Annotated in this window: 16 protein-coding genes and 1 riboswitch; of the genes, 12 read left to right on the forward strand and 4 right to left on the reverse strand. The window is 72.0% G+C overall.

The annotated features are described in order from the left end of the window. The coding region (locus CCN39_RS33530) for a RecQ family ATP-dependent DNA helicase (protein WP_086848847.1) at positions 1–1,414 on the reverse strand (1,414 nt) is incomplete at its 3' end. 197 nt (positions 1,415–1,611) lie between these two features. Between CCN39_RS33530 and nadD the strand changes: the two genes are divergently transcribed. The 7 genes from nadD to CCN39_RS33565 all read left to right on the forward strand — a co-directional run bounded on the left by nadD (position 1,612) and on the right by CCN39_RS33565 (position 8,678). Continuing rightward, positions 1,612–2,181: a nicotinate-nucleotide adenylyltransferase gene (gene nadD / locus CCN39_RS33535; protein ID WP_242547171.1), complete on the forward strand. Its 570-nt coding sequence runs from the start codon at positions 1,612–1,614 to the stop codon at positions 2,179–2,181. A gap of 60 nt (positions 2,182–2,241) precedes the next feature. Beyond that, complete coding sequence (rsfS, locus tag CCN39_RS33540) at positions 2,242–2,637, forward strand: ribosome silencing factor (protein ID WP_086848852.1); 396 nt, start codon at positions 2,242–2,244, stop codon at positions 2,635–2,637. Continuing rightward, positions 2,634–3,248: a histidine phosphatase family protein gene (locus CCN39_RS33545; protein ID WP_086848853.1), complete on the forward strand. Its 615-nt coding sequence runs from the start codon at positions 2,634–2,636 to the stop codon at positions 3,246–3,248. Before rsfS ends, CCN39_RS33545 begins: the two co-directional genes overlap by 4 nt. Positions 3,249–3,251: 3 nt before the next feature. Next, positions 3,252–3,980 carry a diglucosylglycerate octanoyltransferase gene (gene octT / locus CCN39_RS33550; protein ID WP_086848855.1) on the forward strand — a complete coding sequence of 243 codons (729 nt, stop codon included), beginning with the start codon at positions 3,252–3,254 and terminating at the stop codon, positions 3,978–3,980. A 4-nt stretch (positions 3,981–3,984) separates the two neighbouring features. Further along, complete coding sequence (locus CCN39_RS33555; RefSeq protein ID WP_086848856.1) at positions 3,985–4,854, forward strand: DegV family protein; 870 nt, start codon at positions 3,985–3,987, stop codon at positions 4,852–4,854. Between the two features lie 112 nt (positions 4,855–4,966). Further along, positions 4,967–5,686, forward strand: coding sequence for a ComEA family DNA-binding protein (locus CCN39_RS33560; RefSeq protein WP_086848858.1), 720 nt, complete (start codon positions 4,967–4,969; stop codon positions 5,684–5,686). 619 nt (positions 5,687–6,305) lie between these two features. Further along, positions 6,306–8,678 (forward strand): ComEC/Rec2 family competence protein, encoded by a 2,373-nt coding sequence (locus tag CCN39_RS33565; protein ID WP_086848860.1) that lies wholly within the window; start codon positions 6,306–6,308, stop codon positions 8,676–8,678. A gap of 73 nt (positions 8,679–8,751) precedes the next feature. On the opposite strand, the gene thrC is transcribed toward CCN39_RS33565, so the two are convergent. Continuing rightward, entirely contained in the window at positions 8,752–10,017 is a 1,266-nt protein-coding gene (gene thrC, locus CCN39_RS33570) for a threonine synthase (RefSeq protein ID WP_086848862.1), read from the reverse strand. Between the two features lie 13 nt (positions 10,018–10,030). Further along, a riboswitch (SAM riboswitch) is annotated at positions 10,031–10,164 on the reverse strand. A 148-nt stretch (positions 10,165–10,312) separates the two neighbouring features. On the opposite strand from thrC, the gene holA reads away from it, so the two are divergent. Next, positions 10,313–11,293: a DNA polymerase III subunit delta gene (gene holA, locus CCN39_RS33575; protein WP_086848864.1), complete on the forward strand. Its 981-nt coding sequence runs from the start codon at positions 10,313–10,315 to the stop codon at positions 11,291–11,293. Between the two features lie 105 nt (positions 11,294–11,398). Here the strand turns inward: holA and rpsT are convergent, their stop codons facing one another. Next, positions 11,399–11,659, reverse strand: coding sequence for a 30S ribosomal protein S20 (gene rpsT / locus CCN39_RS33580; RefSeq protein ID WP_013228460.1), 261 nt, complete (start codon positions 11,657–11,659; stop codon positions 11,399–11,401). A 331-nt stretch (positions 11,660–11,990) separates the two neighbouring features. Between rpsT and CCN39_RS33585 the strand changes: the two genes are divergently transcribed. After that, positions 11,991–12,854, forward strand: coding sequence for a DMT family transporter (locus CCN39_RS33585; RefSeq protein WP_086848866.1), 864 nt, complete (start codon positions 11,991–11,993; stop codon positions 12,852–12,854). 23 nt (positions 12,855–12,877) lie between these two features. Next, positions 12,878–13,252, forward strand: a complete 375-nt coding sequence (locus CCN39_RS33590; protein WP_086848868.1) for a VOC family protein — start codon at positions 12,878–12,880, stop codon at positions 13,250–13,252. Here the strand turns inward: CCN39_RS33590 and CCN39_RS33595 are convergent. Continuing rightward, positions 13,249–13,869: a class I SAM-dependent methyltransferase gene (locus CCN39_RS33595; RefSeq protein ID WP_086848870.1), complete on the reverse strand. Its 621-nt coding sequence runs from the start codon at positions 13,867–13,869 to the stop codon at positions 13,249–13,251. The genes CCN39_RS33590 and CCN39_RS33595 overlap by 4 nt on opposite strands. A 115-nt stretch (positions 13,870–13,984) precedes the next feature. Here CCN39_RS33595 and lepA point away from each other — a divergent pair, with 115 nt between their 5' ends. Together lepA and CCN39_RS33605 are read left to right on the forward strand one after the other, a co-directional pair. After that, positions 13,985–15,823, forward strand: coding sequence for a translation elongation factor 4 (lepA, locus tag CCN39_RS33600; RefSeq protein ID WP_086848874.1), 1,839 nt, complete (start codon positions 13,985–13,987; stop codon positions 15,821–15,823). 132 nt (positions 15,824–15,955) lie between these two features. Further along, positions 15,956–16,524, forward strand: a 569-nt coding sequence (locus CCN39_RS33605; protein WP_086848876.1) for a Uma2 family endonuclease, incomplete at its 3' end; no start/stop codon positions are given.

Genomic DNA, 16,524 nt, shown 5'->3' on the forward strand with positions numbered 1-16,524 from the left:
GGCGGCGCAGGTACTCCATCCGGCAGCCCCCGGTGGCGAGGTAGCCGAGCATCGCCTCCTGCTCGCGGTCGCGCGCCTCGGCGACCCGCCGGTACCGACCGCGGTCGTACTGCCACTCCTCGCCCGTGCTCGTCCAGCCGCCCTTGACGCGCCGGACCGCGCCGTCGACGTCCAGCACCTTGAGCACCATTTCCAGCCGGGACCGGGAAAGCTCGACCGACGGCTCGAGTGCTGCGGTCGACAGTGGACGGTCGGCGTACTCCAGGGTGTTCAGCACCTGGGACACCCGGAGCTCGTCCGGGAAGGCCAGCGACCCGAAGTACGCCCAGATCGCCTTGTCCTCCTCGCCGGGCAGCAGCACGACCTCGGCCCGCTCCACACCACGCCCGGCGCGGCCGACCTGCTGGTAGTAGGCGATCGGCGACGACGGCGCGCCGAGGTGCACGACGAACCCGAGGTCCGGCTTGTCGAACCCCATGCCCAGCGCGGACGTCGCGACCAGGGCCTTGACGCGGTTGCCGAGCAGGTCGTCCTCGGCCGCCTGCCGGTCGGCCGGGTCGGTCTTGCCGGTGTAGGCCGCCACCGGGTAACCGCGGTCCTTCAGCAGCGCCGCGACGTCGTGCGCCGCCGCGACGGTCAGGCAGTAGATGATCCCGGACCCCGGCAGCTCGGCCAGGTGCTCCGCGAGCCACGCCAGCCGCGCCTGCGACGTCGGCAGCCGGCACACCGACAGCCGCAGGCTTTCCCGGTCGAGGGTGCCGCGCAGCACCAGCGTGTCCGTCCCGGTGCCGAGGCCCAGCTGCTCGGCGACGTCGGTGACCACGCGATCGTTCGCCGTCGCCGTCGTCGCCAGCACCGGCACACCCTCCGGCAGGTCGCCCAGCAGCGTCCGCAGGCGCCGGTAGTCCGGCCGGAAGTCGTGGCCCCAGTCGGAAATGCAGTGTGCCTCGTCGACCACCAGCAGGCCGGTGCTCGCGGTCAGCTTCGGCAGCACGTTGTCGCGGAAGTCCGGGTTGTTCAGCCGTTCGGGGCTGACCAGCAGGACGTCCACCTCGCCCGCCGCGACCGACGCCTGGACCTGGTCCCACTCCTGCGGGTTCGCGGAGTTCATCGTCGCCGCGTGGATCCCGGCCCGCGCCGCCGCCGAGATCTGGTTGCGCATCAGCGCCAGCAGTGGCGAGACGATGACCGTCGGCCCGCTGCCCTGCTCACGCAGCAACGCCGTGGCCAGGAAGTACACCGCCGACTTGCCCCAGCCGGTGCGCTGCACGACCAGCGCGCGGCGCCGCTGCGCGACCAGGGCCTCGATGGCGGTCCATTGGTCTTCGCGCAGCTTCGCCGCGTCGCCGGCCAGCGCCCGGAGGAGGGTCTCGGCGCGGTCGCGGAGGGCTGAGGTGGTGCTGGTCGTGTCCACGTCCCCACGTCTACCCCATGACACCGACAGATCGGGAATCGGCGGCGCCGCGAACGGAGGGTTCGCGACGAATACGGGCCGTATTGTGACCTGAATCACAGCTTTTGCCCGGTCGGGCGGGGTGGCGAAGAGCACCGGGCCGCGCGGCGCCCGGCCTTATAGGCTCTCCGGTCATGTCACCACGGCGGATCGGGGTCATGGGCGGCACCTTCGACCCCGTGCACCACGGCCACCTCGTCGCGGCCAGCGAGGTCCAGTCCCGGTTCGGGCTCGACGAAGTGATCTTCGTCCCCACCGGGCAGCCGTGGCAGAAGACGGCTCGCGAGGTGACCAAGGCCGAGGACCGCTACCTGATGACGGTGATAGCGACCGCGTCCAACCCGGTCTTCTCCGTCAGCCGCGTCGACATCGACCGCGGCGGCCCGACCTACACCGTCGACACCCTGCGCGACCTGCACGCCGAGTACCCCGAAGACGAGCTGTTCTTCATCACCGGCGCCGACGCGCTCGAACAGATCCTGACCTGGCACAAGGCCGACGAGCTGTTCGACTTCGCGCACTTCATCGGCGTCACGCGGCCCGGCTACCGGCTCAACTCCCACCACCTGCCCAGCGGCAAGGTGAGTCTCGTCGAGGTCACCGCGATGGCCATTTCGTCCACCGGCTGCCGCGATCGGGTCGAACGCGGGGAGCCGGTCTGGTACCTCGTCCCCGACGGCGTCGTCCGCTACATCGCCAAAAAGGACCTTTACCGGAAGAGCGACTGAACCACTGTCGGTGCCTGCGGGTACCCTTCTCGGGCGAACCCGATCCGGAAAAGGAGCACTGTGGCAGCCACGTCCGAGGCACGAGAGCTGGCCGTAGCGGCCGCCCACGCGGCGGCGGACAAGAAGGCCAGCGACGTCGTCGTGCTGGACGTGTCCGAACAGCTCGTCATCACCGACGCCTTCGTCATCGCCTCCGCGTCCAACGAGCGGCTGGTCGGCGCGATCGTCGACAACGTCGAAGAGAAACTGCGGGAGAACGGCCACAAGCCGGTCCGCCGCGAAGGTGCCCGCGAAGGGCGCTGGGTGCTGCTCGACTACGTCGACGTCGTCGTGCACGTCCAGCACGTCGAAGAGCGCACCTTCTACGGCCTGGAGCGGCTGTGGAAGGACTGCCCGCGCATCGAGGTGGCCGGCCTGGAGGAGCCACCCGCCGACGAGGACCCGGACGTCCCGTGAGCCCGCGGCGGCTGGTGCTCTGGCGGCACGGCGAGACGGACTACAACGCCGCCGGGCGGATGCAGGGTCACCTCGACTCGGCGCTGACCCCGCGCGGCTGGAACCAGGCCCGGTTCGCGGTGCCCGCGCTGGCCCGCTTCTCCCCGGACCTCGTCATCGCCTCCGACCTGCGCCGGGCCACCGACACCGCCACCGTGCTCACCGACGCCATCGGCGTCCCGCTGCGGATCGACAAGCGGCTGCGCGAGACGCACCTGGGCGAGTGGCAGGGGCTCACCGGCGAGGAGGTCGACCAGGCCTACCCCGGTGAACGCGCCCGCTGGCGCACCGACGCGACCTGGGCCCCGCCGGGCGGCGAGAGCCGGGTCGACGTCGCGGACCGCGCGGGCGAGGTCGTCACCGACCTGCAGCAGGCCAACTCCGCGGCGGGCGACACCGTGCTGCTGGCCGCGCACGGCGGGCTGATCATCGCGCTGACCGCGCGGCTGCTGGCCCTGCCGGTCGAGACCTGGCCGTCGCTCGGCGGGATCTCGAACTGCCACTGGGTCGAGCTGGGCCGTCGCGACGGGAAGTGGCGGCTGCACGCCTACAACGCGGGGATGCACGGCTAGCCGATGGGGCCGCGCCTGCTGGTGTTCGGCGATTCGCTGAGCTTTCACGGTCCCGAAGGACCCTGCGCCGCGGACGAGCCGCGGCTGTGGCCCAACGTGGCCGCGGCGGCGTTGGGCGGCACCGCCGACCTCGTCGCGGGCATCGGCTGGAACGCCCGGGACGTCTGGTGGTCGCTGACCGGCGACCCGCGCGTCTGGGCCGACCTGCACCACGTCGACGCGGTCGTGCTCGCGATCGGCAGCATGGACACGCTGCCCTCGCCGTTGCCGACCTACCTGCGCACGGGGCTGCGGTACCTGAGGCCCGACCCGGTGCGGCGTGTCGTGCGCAAGGCTTATCTCGCGGCGCAACCGCGGCTGGCGGTGGCATTGCGCGGCCGGCCCGCGGTGCTGCCGGCCAAGCTCACCGTGCAGTACCTCGACACCGCCGTGGGCGCGCTGCGCGTCCTGCGGCCCGAGCTGCCGATCTTCGGCTGGCTGCCGTCGGTCCACCGCGCCGCGGCCTACGGCGGCGTGCACACGGCGCGCCCGGCCGCGGCGGCGGCGATGACGGCCTGGGGCGCTCGAGCCGGAGTCCCGTTGCTGGACCTCGAAGCCGTCGTGGGGGAGCACGTCCTCGGCGGCGAAGGCAACCCGGACGGCATGCACTGGGGCTGGAAGGGACACGCCGCGGTGGGTGACGCGATGTCCGTGTTGATGGCGCCGGTGCTGACCCCCGGCCACGTAGGCTGACGGCGTGTCGGTCGCCGTAGTCACGGATTCCACCGCCCACCTGCCGGAGGGCTTCGCCGAACGGCACGCGGTCCGGGTGGTGCCCCTGCACGTCCTGGTTGACGGCGTGGTCTCCCTCGACGGCGTCGAGACCGGACCGGCGGCGGTCGCGGAGGCGATGAAGCAGCGGAAGATCGTCACGACGTCGCGGCCGACGCCCACCGAGTTCGTGAAGGAGTACCAGGCGGCGTTCGCCGACGGCGCGGACGCGATCGTGTCGGTGCACCTGTCGCGCGAGCTGTCGGGCACCTGGGAAGCGGCGGTGCTCGCGGCGCAGGAGGTGGGCCCGGACCGGGTCCGTGTCGTCGACTCGCGGACCACGGCGATGGGGCTCGGGTTCGCTGCGCTGCACGCCGCTTCGGCCGCCTCCGGCGGAGCTTCGGCGGCCGCCGTCGAAGCCGCCGCGGTGACGGCGGCCGGCTGCTCGTCGACGTTGTTCGTGGTGGAAACCTTGGACCACCTGCGCCGCGGCGGCCGGATCGGCCCGGCGGCGGCGCTGCTGGGCACGGCGCTGGCGGTGAAGCCGGTCCTGCACATGTCCGACGGCCGGATCCTGCCGCTGGAGAAGGTCCGCACGATGAACCGGGCGGTCGCGCGCCTGGTCGAGCTCGCGGCCCAGGCGGCGGCCGACGACGACGTCGAACTCGCGGTCCACCACCTGGCGTCGCCGGAGCGGGCGGTCGAGCTGGCGAACCGGCTCGAAGAGGCCGTGCCGCGCTCGGCGGGCTGCGTGGTTTCCGAGCTGGGCGCGGTGATCGGGGCGCACACGGGCCCCGGGGTGCTGGGTGTGGTCGTCCAGCGGACGATCCCGCGCACAGCGCCCGGGCACGACTGAAACACCAGGTTCCGGACTCGGCGCCGGAAATCCATCCACAACACCCCGGTTGTCCACAGGACGCGCCGCCACCCCTGTCGGACCCCTCCCCACGCGCCCTAACGTCGATCGTGTGTTCGAGCAGTCCGCCCGGGATCCGGGCTCACCCGTCAACGACCGGCTCTCCTGGCTGGCCGACCAGCTCTCGCCCGATGCGAGCACGGTCGGCCCAGGAGGCCGGCTGATCCGGCGCTGGCTGCCGGGCGGACCGGCCGCGGCAGGCCGCCGCCGGTGGGCAGTGGCCGGCGTCCTCGCCGCGGTGGTGGCGATCGTCCTCGGCGCGGTCGCGCTGGTGGGCGGCGGTCCGCCACCCGAGCCACCGCCCGCGCTGACGGCGGCAAAACCGGCGGCGGAGGCACGCGCCGCACCTCCGCCGGGCCTGGTGATCAGCGTGATCGGCCGCGTCCGGTCACCGGGCCTGGTCACGGTGCCCCAGGGCTCCCGCGTGGCGGACGTGCTGCGCGCGGTAGGCGGCCCCGAGCCGGGAGCGGACGTGGGCGCATTGAACCTGGCCCGCAAGGTAGCGGACGGAGAGCAGCTGGCGGTCGGCATCCCGGCGCCGGCAACGCCTCCGGACCCGGGCTCCCCGGCACCCGGCGCCAAGGTCGACCTCAACACGGCCTCGGCGACCCAGCTGGACACGCTGCCGGGAGTAGGCGAGGTGATGGCCAAGCGCATCGTCCAGTGGCGAACGGACCACGGCGGCTTCACGAAGGTGGAGCAGCTGCGGGACGTCGAAGGCATCGGCGAAAGCAAGTTCGCTCGCCTGCGAGAGCAGGTGACGGTCGGATGACCACCATCCCGCTGGCCGACACCCGCCAGGCCGTCCGGCTACTCGCCGGCATGGGCTCGCTATCGAGCAGCGACTCGTCACCTGCCCGCACCCGCGGCGCCGGCCGGCCGGTCTCCCGCCATCTGCGCGAGTCGCTCGCGCACCGGCGGACAGGGCAGGCCATTGGCTTCGCCTCGCGAGCGCGGGTTCGCTCTCGCGGCGGCGGTGGTGTCCGGATGAGCAGCTCTCTCACCGCAGACACCCAGCAGTACGCGCGCCTACTCCGCGGCATGGGCTCGCCATCGAGCAGCGACTCGCGGCCTGCCCATGTCCACAGTGCCGCCCAGACGGTCTCCTCGGCGAACGCGATCCGCTCGCGGACCGGCGGACGCGGCAGGCCGATCGCCCCTGCCTCTCGAAAGCGGCTTCGCTCACTTGCTGGCGGTGGCGGTCGGATGGCCCACCTGGTGGCGCGCGCACGCCTGGTTGGCTGCGGCTCAGGCCAGCGGTGTGCTCGAGTTCGCTTCCTCGTGGGAGGTGGCGGTCGGATGAGCACCTTCCAGCTAGCGCACGCCTGGCTGGCCGCAGCCCACACCAGCGGCGTGCCCGAGATCGCTCTCCCTCAGGAGGTGAGGGCAGCATGAGCACCCTCCCAGTCACCGACACCCGGCAGGACATGCGCCTCGTCCCGGCGGCCGCGGCGTGCTGGCTGGCAGCATTGGCCAGCTTGCTGCTCGGCTGGCGAACGGCCGCCGCCACCGGGCTCGCCTCGGCAGTCCTCGCCGGCCTCGTCCTGTGGCGAGCCCGCAACCACCCCCGGGCCCGCGACACGGCAGCGGCCCTCCTGATCCTGGGCCTCCTGGCCGCCGGGCCGATCTCCTGGCGGATCCGCGACGCCCAGCGCGACGAGCTTCGCGCCTCCGCGGCAGAAGGCCTGCCCGCGGCGTTGCGGGTCATCGTCGCGGAGCGGCCGAAACCCGTGCGCAGCGCGGGGTACGCCGACCGGCAAGCGGGTGCCCGGGCGGTCGTCCTCGCGGCCGACGTCCGTACGGCATCGGTCGACGGCCGGCCGGTCACCTCGTTCGGCCGCGTCCTGCTGCTGGCCCCGGTCGAGCAGTGGACGTCCCTGCTACCAGGCCAAGAAGTGACCGCGACCGGACTGCTGATGCCGCCGCGCGGCGCGGACCTGACCGTGGCGGTGCTCTCGGTACGCGGCCCGCCGGCGGAACCGGGCCCAGCACCTTGGTGGCAGCGGGCGGCGGCCGAACTGCGCGCCGGTCTCCACGACCTGTGCCAGGCCCTTCCGGACGAACCCGCGGGTCTCCTCCCGGGCCTGGTGCTGGGCGACACGAGCGCGTTGTCCCCGCGAGTCGAGCAGGAGTTCGTCTCCGCCGGACTCGCCCACCTCACCGCGGTCAGCGGGGGTAACCTCGCGGTCGTCTGCGGGGCGGTCCTGCTCCTGTTGCGCCTGCTGCGGCTCGGTCCCCGGCTGTCGGCTGCGGCGGCCGGAACGTGCCTGGCCGGGTTCCTCGTCCTCGTCGGCCCGGAGCCGAGTGTGCTGCGGGCCGGTGTCATGGCAGCCGTGGCGCTGCTGGCCCTGGCCCTGGGACGCCGCGGTTCGGCGCTGCCCGCGCTGGCCTTCGCGGTGTGCCTGCTGGTCGTGGCGGATCCGGCGATGGCCACGGACTTCGGCTTCGCGCTGTCGGTCTGCGCCACCGGTGGGCTGGTCCTGCTCGCACCTCGCTGGGCCGACGTCCTGGTCCGCCGCGGGATCCCGCCGGGGTTCGCGGAAGGGCTGGCCGTTCCGCTGGCGGCCTTCCTGGTGACAGCACCGGTGCTCGCGGGCATGGCGGGATCGGTGAGCCTGGTTTCGGTGCTGACCAACGTCCTCGCCGCACCGGTCGTGGCCCCGGCGACGGTGCTCGGCGTGCTGGCGACGGTCACCGGTCCGTGGTGGCCGGGCGCCGGAAAGGTCCTGGTCCACCTGGCCGACCCGGAGGCGCGCTGGCTGATCACGGTGGCCCGGCACGGCGCGCGGGCTCCGGGCGCGGTCATCGCCTGGCCGGGCGGCTGGGCGGGCGGTTTCCTGGCCGCCGCCGTCCTCGTGGTGCTGGTGCTCGCGGTCCGGCACCGGCCGGTGCGGGTGCTGATGGCCGTGCTCGTCGCCGGCGTGCTGCTGGTGTTCGTGCCGGTCCGGGTGCTGGCGCCGGCGTGGCCGCCGCGGAACTGGGCGATGGTCGAGTGCGACGTCGGTCAGGGCGACGCCGTCGTGCTGGCGACCGCTGAGCCGGGGCGCGCGGTGGTCGTCGACGCCGGGCCCGAGCCGGGGCCGGTCGACGAGTGCCTGCACCGGCTGGCCATCGACCGGATTCCGCTGCTGGTGCTGAGCCACCTGCACGCCGACCACATCGGCGGGCTCGCGTCCGTCTTCGACGGCCGCACGGTCGGCGCGATCGCCGTCGGCCCCGGGCGGTCGCCGGGGTGGGCGTGGCGTCAGGTCGCCGCCGAGGCGACCCGGCGGGCGGTGCCGCTGGTGGAACTGAATCCGGGGGAGCGGCTGGACTGGCCGGGCTTGGCACTCGAAGTCCTCGGCCCGCGCTATGTCCCGGCGCGCACAGACGGGCCACAGGACGGCACGACGATCAACAACAGCTCGGTGGTGCTCCGAGCGGAGACCACGGCAGGCCGGGTCCTGCTGACCGGCGACGTCGAACTGGCCGCGCAGGCGGATCTGCTGGCCGACATCGGAAATCTGAAGGCGGAGGTGTTGAAGGTGCCCCACCACGGCAGCCGCTACTCGCTGCCGTCGTTCCTCGCGGCGGTGGCCCCGCGGGTGGCGTTGGTCAGCGTGGGGGCGGGAAACACGTACGGCCACCCCAGTAAGTCCACAATGGACACCCTGGTGGCGCTCGGGGCGCGAGTCACCCGCACCGACGTGGACGGCGACACCGCGGTGGTCGCCGGAACGGCGATCGCCCGCCGTGGCGAGCCGCGCGGGCCACCTCGCCGATGACGGCCTGCCCCGCCGGGCGGGAGGCGGCACGGGAGCCGCGCCGGGGCGAGCCAGTGCCCGCCCCGGCTGGAGCTCAGTAGCCGAGGGCCTTGTTCACGGCCGCGGCCGAGGGCGGCAGGGTGGCCTTGGGGCCCACGTGGTTCTCGATGGCGTCGAGGGTCTTGAGGCCGTCGCCGGTGATCAGCAGGACCGTCTCGGCGTCCGGGTCCAGCTTGCCCGTCTCGACCAGCTTCTTCGCCGTGGCGACGGTGACCCCGCCCGCCGTCTCGGTGAAGATGCCTTCGGTGCGGGCCAGCAGGCGGATGCCCTCGACGACCTCTTCGTCGGAGACGTCCTCGATCGCGCCGCCGGTGCGGTTGACGATGTCGAGCACGTACGGGCCGTCGGCCGGGTTGCCGATCGCCAGCGAACGGGCGATCGTGTCCGGCTTCACCGGCTGGACCACGTCGTGGCCTGCGCGGAACGCGGCCGACACCGGCGAACAGCCGGTGGCCTGTGCGCCGAACACCTTGTACGGGCTGGCGTCCACGAGACCGAGCTGACCCAGCTCGCGGAAACCCTTGTCCACCTTGGTCAGCTGCGAACCGGAGGCGATCGGGACGACGATCTGCGGCGGGATGCGCCAGCCGAGCTGCTCGGCGACCTCGAAGGCCAGCGTCTTCGAGCCCTCCGAGTAGTACGGCCGGACGTTCACGTTGACGAACGCCCACTTCGGGTGCTCGCCGGCGAGCTCGGTGGCGAGGCGGTTGACGTCGTCGTAGTTGCCGTCGATGGCGAGGAGGTCGCCGTCGTACACCGCGGTGGTGAGGATCTTGGCGCGCTCGAGGGTCTTGGGGATCAGCACGACCGACCGCCAGCCGGCGCGGGCCGCGGCGGCGGCCGTCGCGTTGGCCAGGTTGCCGGTCGACGGACACGCGAGCACCTCGAACCCGAACTCGCGGGCCGCGGCCAGTGCGACGGCGACGACGCGGTCCTTGAACGAGTGCGTCGGGTTGCCGGTGTCGTCCTTGACCCACACGCGCTTGAGGCCGAGTTCCTTGGCGAGGCGGTCGGCGCGGACCAGCCGCGTCGCGCCCGGCTCGGTGTTCGGGATCTCTTCGACGTTGGACGGAACGGGAAGGAGCTTCTTGTAGCGCCAGATGTTCTTGGGGCCGGCCTCGATGTCCTCGCGTCGGACACGGCCGAAGTCGTAGGCGACCTCGAGCGGCGAGAAGTCTTCGGCGGAGACGAACTCCGGAGCGAGCGGCTGCCGGTGGCCCTCTTCCTTCGACACCAGTTCGACGGCGGGACCGAGATCCGGGGTCTTCGTGGTGGAGGTCGTGCCGAGGGTGGCGGTCATCGCGAGGTTCCTTTCCTCATCTGCCCCGCCGAAGCGGGCCGGAATTGGCACCGTGGTCGTCAGCTACCCCGCGATCGCGGGATGACGGGCTGTACGCCGGTTGCCGGGGCTTCGTCGGGCCGTTCCCTCTGCCCCTCTGGATGAGCGGTATTCGGTTGTCGGTGCCGCGCACGCCGGAACTTCCGGGGCGGGCTGCCTCGGCTACACCGTACGACATCGCGCTCCGGCCGTGCCACGGTGGCCGCCCGACATCACCGGAGCGGGGGCACGAGAGCGCGAGTGAGAGGATTCCCGGGTGACCGCGCAAGCTACCGCCCCGGCCCCGCTGCACCTGGTGCTCGGGGAGGAAGAACTGCTGATCGAGCGGGCCGTCCGCGAGACGCTCGCCGCCGCCCGCGCGATGGACGCGACCGCGGAGCTGACCCGCGTCCGGGTGTCCGATCTCACAGCGCCTGAGCTGGCCGAACTCGTCAGCCCGTCGCTGTTCAGCGAAGGCCGGGTGATCGTTCTCGAGTCGGCGCAGGACATCTCGCAGGAGCTGGCCGACGCCGTCGCGGCCTACCTGAAGGACCCGGCGGACGGGGTCGTGCTCGTCGTCGTGCACACCGGCGGCGGCCGCAGCAAGGCGGGCAAGTCGCTCCCGGCGGCGCTGAAGAAGGCCGGCGCCGAGGTCACCGAGTGCCCGAAGCTGACCAAGCCCGCCGAGCGGGAGCAGTTCGTGCGGCACGAGGTGCGCCGGGTGGGCGGCAAGATCGACCCGGCCGGCGTGGCCGCCCTCCTCGACGCCGTGGGCTCCGACCTGCGGGAACTCTCCTCAGCGGCGACGCAGCTGGTCGCGGACACGGGCGGCACCGTCGACGCCGACGCGGTCCGCCGCTACCACCGCGGCCGCGCCGACGTCACCGGGTTCGCGGTCGCGGAGAAGGCGGTCGGCGGTGACCGGGCGGCGGCGCTGGAGTCGCTGCGCTGGGCGATGCAGCTGGGAGTCCCGCACGTCCTGGTCGCCGATGCGCTGGCCGACGCGGTCCGCACGATCGCCCGGGTCTCGGGCGCGGGCCGGGGCAACCCGAACCAGCTGGCGGGCGAGCTCGGCATGCCGCCGTGGAAGATCCGCAAGGCGCAGGGCCAGTCCCGCGGCTGGAACCCGGACGGGCTGGCGACGGCGATGCGCGTGGTCGCGCGGCTGAACGCCGAGGTCAAGGGCGTGGCGGCGGACCCGGGCTACGCGCTGGAACGAGCGGTCCTCGAGGTGGCCGCGGCGAAGGGCGACCGCTGACCGCTGCCGATTCCGGAGGCAGCGCGACCGGCCGGTGGGCCGCGCAGGCCGCGGACACGAAGAAGGCCCCGGCCGAAGCCGGGGCCTTCCCAGAAATCAACCAGCTCAGAGCGCGTTGACGCGCTTCGCGAGCGCGGACTTCTTGTTGGCGGCCTGGTTGGCGTGGATGACGCCCTTCGAGACGGCCTTGTCCAGCTTCTGGGCGGCGTCGCGCTGCAGCTCGACGGCCTTGGCCTTGTCGCCGGCCTCGGCGGCTTCGCGGACCTTGCGGATCGCGGTCTTCACCGAGGACCGGATCGCCTGGTTGCGCTGACGCGCCTTCTCGTTCGTCGTGATGCGCTTGATCTGCGACTTGATGTTGGCCATAGGGCAACTCCTGTTTCACTCGGTGAGATTCGCCGCCGCGCTGAAGTGGCCCGGCTCGGACGAGCCGGTTTCCTCCATGACGGAATGCCGCACGGGCAGCGAGCGATCACTCTAACAGCCGGGCCGCGGGCGTCCGGAGCCGGGAGTACGGTGGACGGCGGTAGTGCCTAGGGTTCCGTCGCCGGTCCGCGTACCCAGCTCGACACAACCAGGACCGGGGGGCCTGGTCCGAGCGGCACCATCGGCGGGCCCGGACGGCCGGTCGTTCATCTGACGGGGCAAAAGCCTGGAGGACCCGGTTTTCGCGCGCGCGAAAACCCGAAGGGGTCCCATGAACGCCACCGCCCTGTCCCTCGTCCTCGTCGCGGCCGTCGTGCACGCCGCCTGGAACCTCGCCGCCAAGCGGATCTCCTCCGGTGGCACCCAGTTCGTCTGGCTCTACTACACCGTCGGCGCCGTTCTGCTGCTGCCGATCACGATCGTGCTGATCGTCGCCGGGCCTGACCGTCCACAGTGGAGCTGGCTGCTCGCCGCCGTGGTCACCGCCGTCCTGCACATCGCCTACGGCATCGTGCTGCAGCGCGGGTACCGCGTCGGCGACCTCTCCGTCGTCTACCCCGTCGCGCGCGGCACCGGGCCGCTGCTGTCGGTGCTGGCCGCCGTCCTGGTGCTCGGCGAGCGGCCCGGCCCGCTCGGCCTGCTCGGCGCGTTCCTGGTCGTCGCCGGGGTGCTGGTGATCAGCACCGGCCGCAAGGCGGACGACCCCCGGGCGGTGAAAGCCGGGATCGGCTACGGCCTGCTGACCGGGGCCGTCATCGCCGGCTACACACTCTGGGACGCGCACTCCGTGACCGGCCTCGGCGTGCCGCCGGTCGTCTACTTCGGCCTCGGTTCGGTCCTGCAGAGCGTGCTGCTCGTGCCCGGTGCCCTGGCCGACCGCGCCGAGGTGACGCGGATCTGGCGCGAACAGCGCCGCGAAGTCTTCCTCGTCGCGATCCTGTCGCCGGTCGCCTACATCCTCGTGCTGTTCGCCCTGACCATGGCGCCGGTCAGCCTGGTCGCGCCCGCCCGGGAGCTGAGCATCGTGCTGGGCGGCCTCGCCGCGTGGCTGGTCCTGGGCGAGCGGGACGCCGTGCGGCGGCTGGCCGGGTCGGTGATCGTGCTGTCGGGCATCGCGGCGATTGCGGCCGCCTGAACCCGTCGGGTAGGGATGGTCGGATGGAGATCCTGAAGAGCCGGCTGCTGATCCGCCCGCGGGACGCCGCCGCGTCCACCGCGTTCTACCGCGACACCCTCGGCCTGGCCGTGGAGCGGGAGTTCCCCGGTGGCACCGTGTTCTTCCTCGGCCACGGCTCCCTGGAGGTCTCCGGCGCGGGCGAGGCGGGCGCGTCGCCCGATCTGGTGCTCTGGCTGCAGGTCCGGGACCTGGCCGGCACCCTCGCGGACCTCAAGGCGAAGGGTCTGGAGCCGGTGCAGGACGCCCAGCGGATGCCGTGGGGCCTCGACGAGGCCTGGATCGCCGATCCGGACGGCACGCGCATCGTGCTGGTCGAGGTACCCGAGGGGCACCCGATCCGCACGGACACCCGCTAGGCGGGCTTGACCGCGCGCAGCTGCGCGGCGAGCGCGGCGAACCCCGGCGGCTCCCAGGTCCAGGTCTGCAGGTCGGCGAAGCCCGCGGCGGCGGCTTCGTCGGCCAGGACGTGCCTGCTCACGGGCAGCCACTTCTCGTGCGCGGACAGCAGCAGCCGCCCGCCCGGGCGCAGCACCCGGAACAGCTCGGCGAACCCGGCCGCGCGGTCTTCCCACAGCATGACGTTGTTCACGCTCAGGACGACGTCGACGGACCCGTCGGGCTCGCCGGTGTGCGCCGCCGACCCTTCGCGCAGCTCGGCGCGGTCGCCGCAGCGCTCCTGGCACAGCGTGAGCATCTCGGGGGAGGGGTCGACGCCGACGGCGCGCCCGGCCAGGCGGGCGGCGGCCTCCAGGCCGACGCCGGGGCCGGGCCCGACGACCAGGACGGTCTCGTCCGGCTCGATCTTCGCCAGGTCGACGACGCGGTGTTCCGTCGCGGCGTTGCCGCGGGCCATGACCCAGCCACCGAGGCGGCCGAGCGCGCCGGAGGGGTGACCGAACGTCCGGTCGAGGACGCGGGCGAACCCGCTGGTCTCCGGCTGGGGAGGGGGTGCCGGCTGGTGCGGAGTGCTCATACTTCGAGGGCACCACGGATCGCGAAACCCCGCATCGGGGATGACCCCCAACCGCACCCGGAGGGCCATGGGACCATAGAGGTGGCCATCCCCGACTTTCCGAGGACTCATTCGAGTGACGACGTTCGCCGACACCACCTTCACGCCTCCGGAGCTCATCCGGAACTTCTGCATCATCGCGCACATCGACCACGGCAAGTCCACCCTGGCCGACCGCATGCTGCAGCTCACCGGCGTCGTGGAAGAGCGGGCCATGCGCGCTCAGTACCTCGACCGGATGGACATCGAACGCGAGCGCGGGATCACGATCAAGGCGCAGAACGTCCGGCTGCCCTGGAAGGTCGACGGGCAGGACCACGTCCTGCACATGATCGACACGCCCGGGCACGTGGACTTCACCTACGAGGTTTCCCGGGCCCTGGAGGCGTGCGAAGGCGCGATCCTGCTGGTCGACGCGGCGCAGGGGATCGAGGCCCAGACGCTGGCCAACCTGTACCTCGCCCTGGAGAACAACCTCCAGATCATCCCGGTCCTCAACAAGATCGACCTGCCCTCGGCCGACCCCGACAAGTACGCGGGTGAGCTGGCCCACATCATCGGCTGCGAGCCGGAGGACGTGCTGCGGGTCTCGGCCAAGACCGGCATGGGCGTCGGCGCGCTGCTCGACGAGGTCGTGAAGACGGTCCCGGCGCCGCAGGGCGACGCCGACGCGCCCGCCCGCGCGATGATCTTCGACTCGGTCTACGACACCTACCGCGGCGTCGTCACCTACATCCGCGTCGTCGACGGCAAGATCACGCCGCGCGAGAAGATCAAGATGATGTCGACCGGCGCCACGCACGAGCTCCTTGAAGTCGGGATCATTTCGCCCGAGCCCAAGCCGAGCAAGGGCCTCGGCGTCGGCGAGGTCGGCTACCTGATCACCGGGGTGAAGGACGTCCGGCAGTCGAAGGTCGGCGACACCGTGACCTCCGAGCGCCACGGCGCCAAGGAGGCGCTGGCCGGCTACCGCGAACCGAAGCCGATGGTCTACTCCGGGCTGTACCCGGTGGACGGTTCCGACTACCCCGAGCTGCGCGAGGCGCTGGACAAGCTCCAGCTCAACGACGCCGCGCTCGACTACGAGCCGGAGACGTCGGTGGCGCTGGGCTTCGGCTTCCGCTGCGGCTTCCTCGGCCTGCTGCACCTGGAGATCACGCGCGACCGGCTCGAGCGCGAATTCGGCCTCGACCTGATCTCGACGGCGCCGAACGTCATCTACCGCGTGGTGCTCGAGGACCGCAGCGAGGTCGTCGTGACCAACCCGTCGGACTGGCCGACCGGGCTGAAGATCGCCGAGGTGTACGAGCCGCTGTCGAAGGTGAGCATCCTCGCGCCGTCGGAGTTCGTGGGCACGATCATGGAGCTGTGCCAGACGAAGCGCGGCTCCCTGCTCGGCATGGACTACCTGTCGGAAGACCGCGTCGAGCTGCGCTACAACATTCCGCTGGCGGAAATCATCTTCGACTTCTTCGACACGCTGAAGTCGCGTACGCGCGGCTACGCGTCCCTCGATTACGAAGAGGCCGGCGAGCAGATCTCGGATCTGGTCAAGGTGGACATCCTGCTGCAAGGCGAAACCGTGGACGCGTTCTCGGCGATCGTGCACAAGGACGCCGCCTACGGCTACGGCAACCGGATGGCGACGCGGCTGCGCGAGCTGATCCCGCGCCAGCAGTTCGAGGTCCCGATCCAGGCGGCGGTCGGTTCCCGGATCATCGCCCGCGAAACGATTCGCGCGATCCGCAAGGACGTTCTGGCCAAGTGCTACGGCGGTGACATCTCGCGGAAGCGGAAGCTGCTGGAGAAGCAGAAGGAAGGCAAGAAGCGGATGAAGACCGTCGGCCGGGTCGAGGTTCCGCAGGAAGCCTTCGTCGCCGCACTGTCCACTGACGACTCCGGGAAGAAGAAGTAACTGTTCTGTTGATGTGACAGCGGCGCCCATATTCACGCCACCGAGTGAATATGGGCGCCGAACCCGTGTTCGATGCGGTTTCTGTCGGTGCTCTCTGGTCTCCTCTGGTGCGAAGAGCGAAAGGAGAGCACCATGACGGCCATGGCAGACATCGAGCATCCCGCCGATTCGGGCCCCCTGACGGTGCACGACCTCGAGGGGATGCCGGACGATGGCCGACGCCACGAACTCATCGACGGGGTGCTCATCGTGAGCCCCGCGCCCGGAAGAAGACATCAGAAGATCGCTTACCGGCTCTACGGCGTACTGGAAGCTGCGTGCCCGCCTGATTTCGAGGTGGTCGGAGCGCCGTTCGCGGTGCGCTCGGGCGACCGGATCGAGCTTCAGCCGGACGTCCTGGTCGGCTTGGACGAGGACTTCACGGACCAGGACCTCCCGGCGCCACCGGTGCTGGCGGTCGAGGTGCTGTCGCCCAGCACGGCGATCCACGACCTCAACACCAAGAAGGCGGCCTACGAACGGCTCGGGACCGGAAGCTATTGGGTGATCGACCCCCAGGAGCCCGCGCTGACGATCTTCGAGCTGGACGCGGACGGCTGCTACCAGCAGGTGGCCAAGGCGGCGGGCGACGAGGCGCTCGAGCTCGAGCGGCCGTTCCCGGTGCGGATCGTGCCACGCGAGCTGCTGGGCCGGCTCGGCTG

This window comes from Amycolatopsis kentuckyensis (genome assembly GCF_002155975.1).
Classification (GTDB): domain Bacteria; phylum Actinomycetota; class Actinomycetes; order Mycobacteriales; family Pseudonocardiaceae; genus Amycolatopsis; species Amycolatopsis kentuckyensis.

Excerpts from the sequence above, each read along its gene's own strand:
- nadD (WP_242547171.1), top strand. The coding sequence starts at position 1,612 with ATGGGCGGCACCTTCGACCCCGTGCACCACGGCCACCTCGTCGCGGCC.
- octT (WP_086848855.1), top strand. The coding sequence starts at position 3,252 with ATGGGGCCGCGCCTGCTGGTGTTCGGCGATTCGCTGAGCTTTCACGGT.
- CCN39_RS33565 (WP_086848860.1), top strand. The coding sequence starts at position 6,306 with ATGAGCACCCTCCCAGTCACCGACACCCGGCAGGACATGCGCCTCGTC.
- thrC (WP_086848862.1), bottom strand. The coding sequence starts at position 10,017 with ATGACCGCCACCCTCGGCACGACCTCCACCACGAAGACCCCGGATCTC.
- rpsT (WP_013228460.1), bottom strand. The coding sequence starts at position 11,659 with ATGGCCAACATCAAGTCGCAGATCAAGCGCATCACGACGAACGAGAAG.
- CCN39_RS33585 (WP_086848866.1), top strand. The coding sequence starts at position 11,991 with ATGAACGCCACCGCCCTGTCCCTCGTCCTCGTCGCGGCCGTCGTGCAC.
- CCN39_RS33590 (WP_086848868.1), top strand. The coding sequence starts at position 12,878 with ATGGAGATCCTGAAGAGCCGGCTGCTGATCCGCCCGCGGGACGCCGCC.
- CCN39_RS33595 (WP_086848870.1), bottom strand. The coding sequence starts at position 13,869 with ATGAGCACTCCGCACCAGCCGGCACCCCCTCCCCAGCCGGAGACCAGC.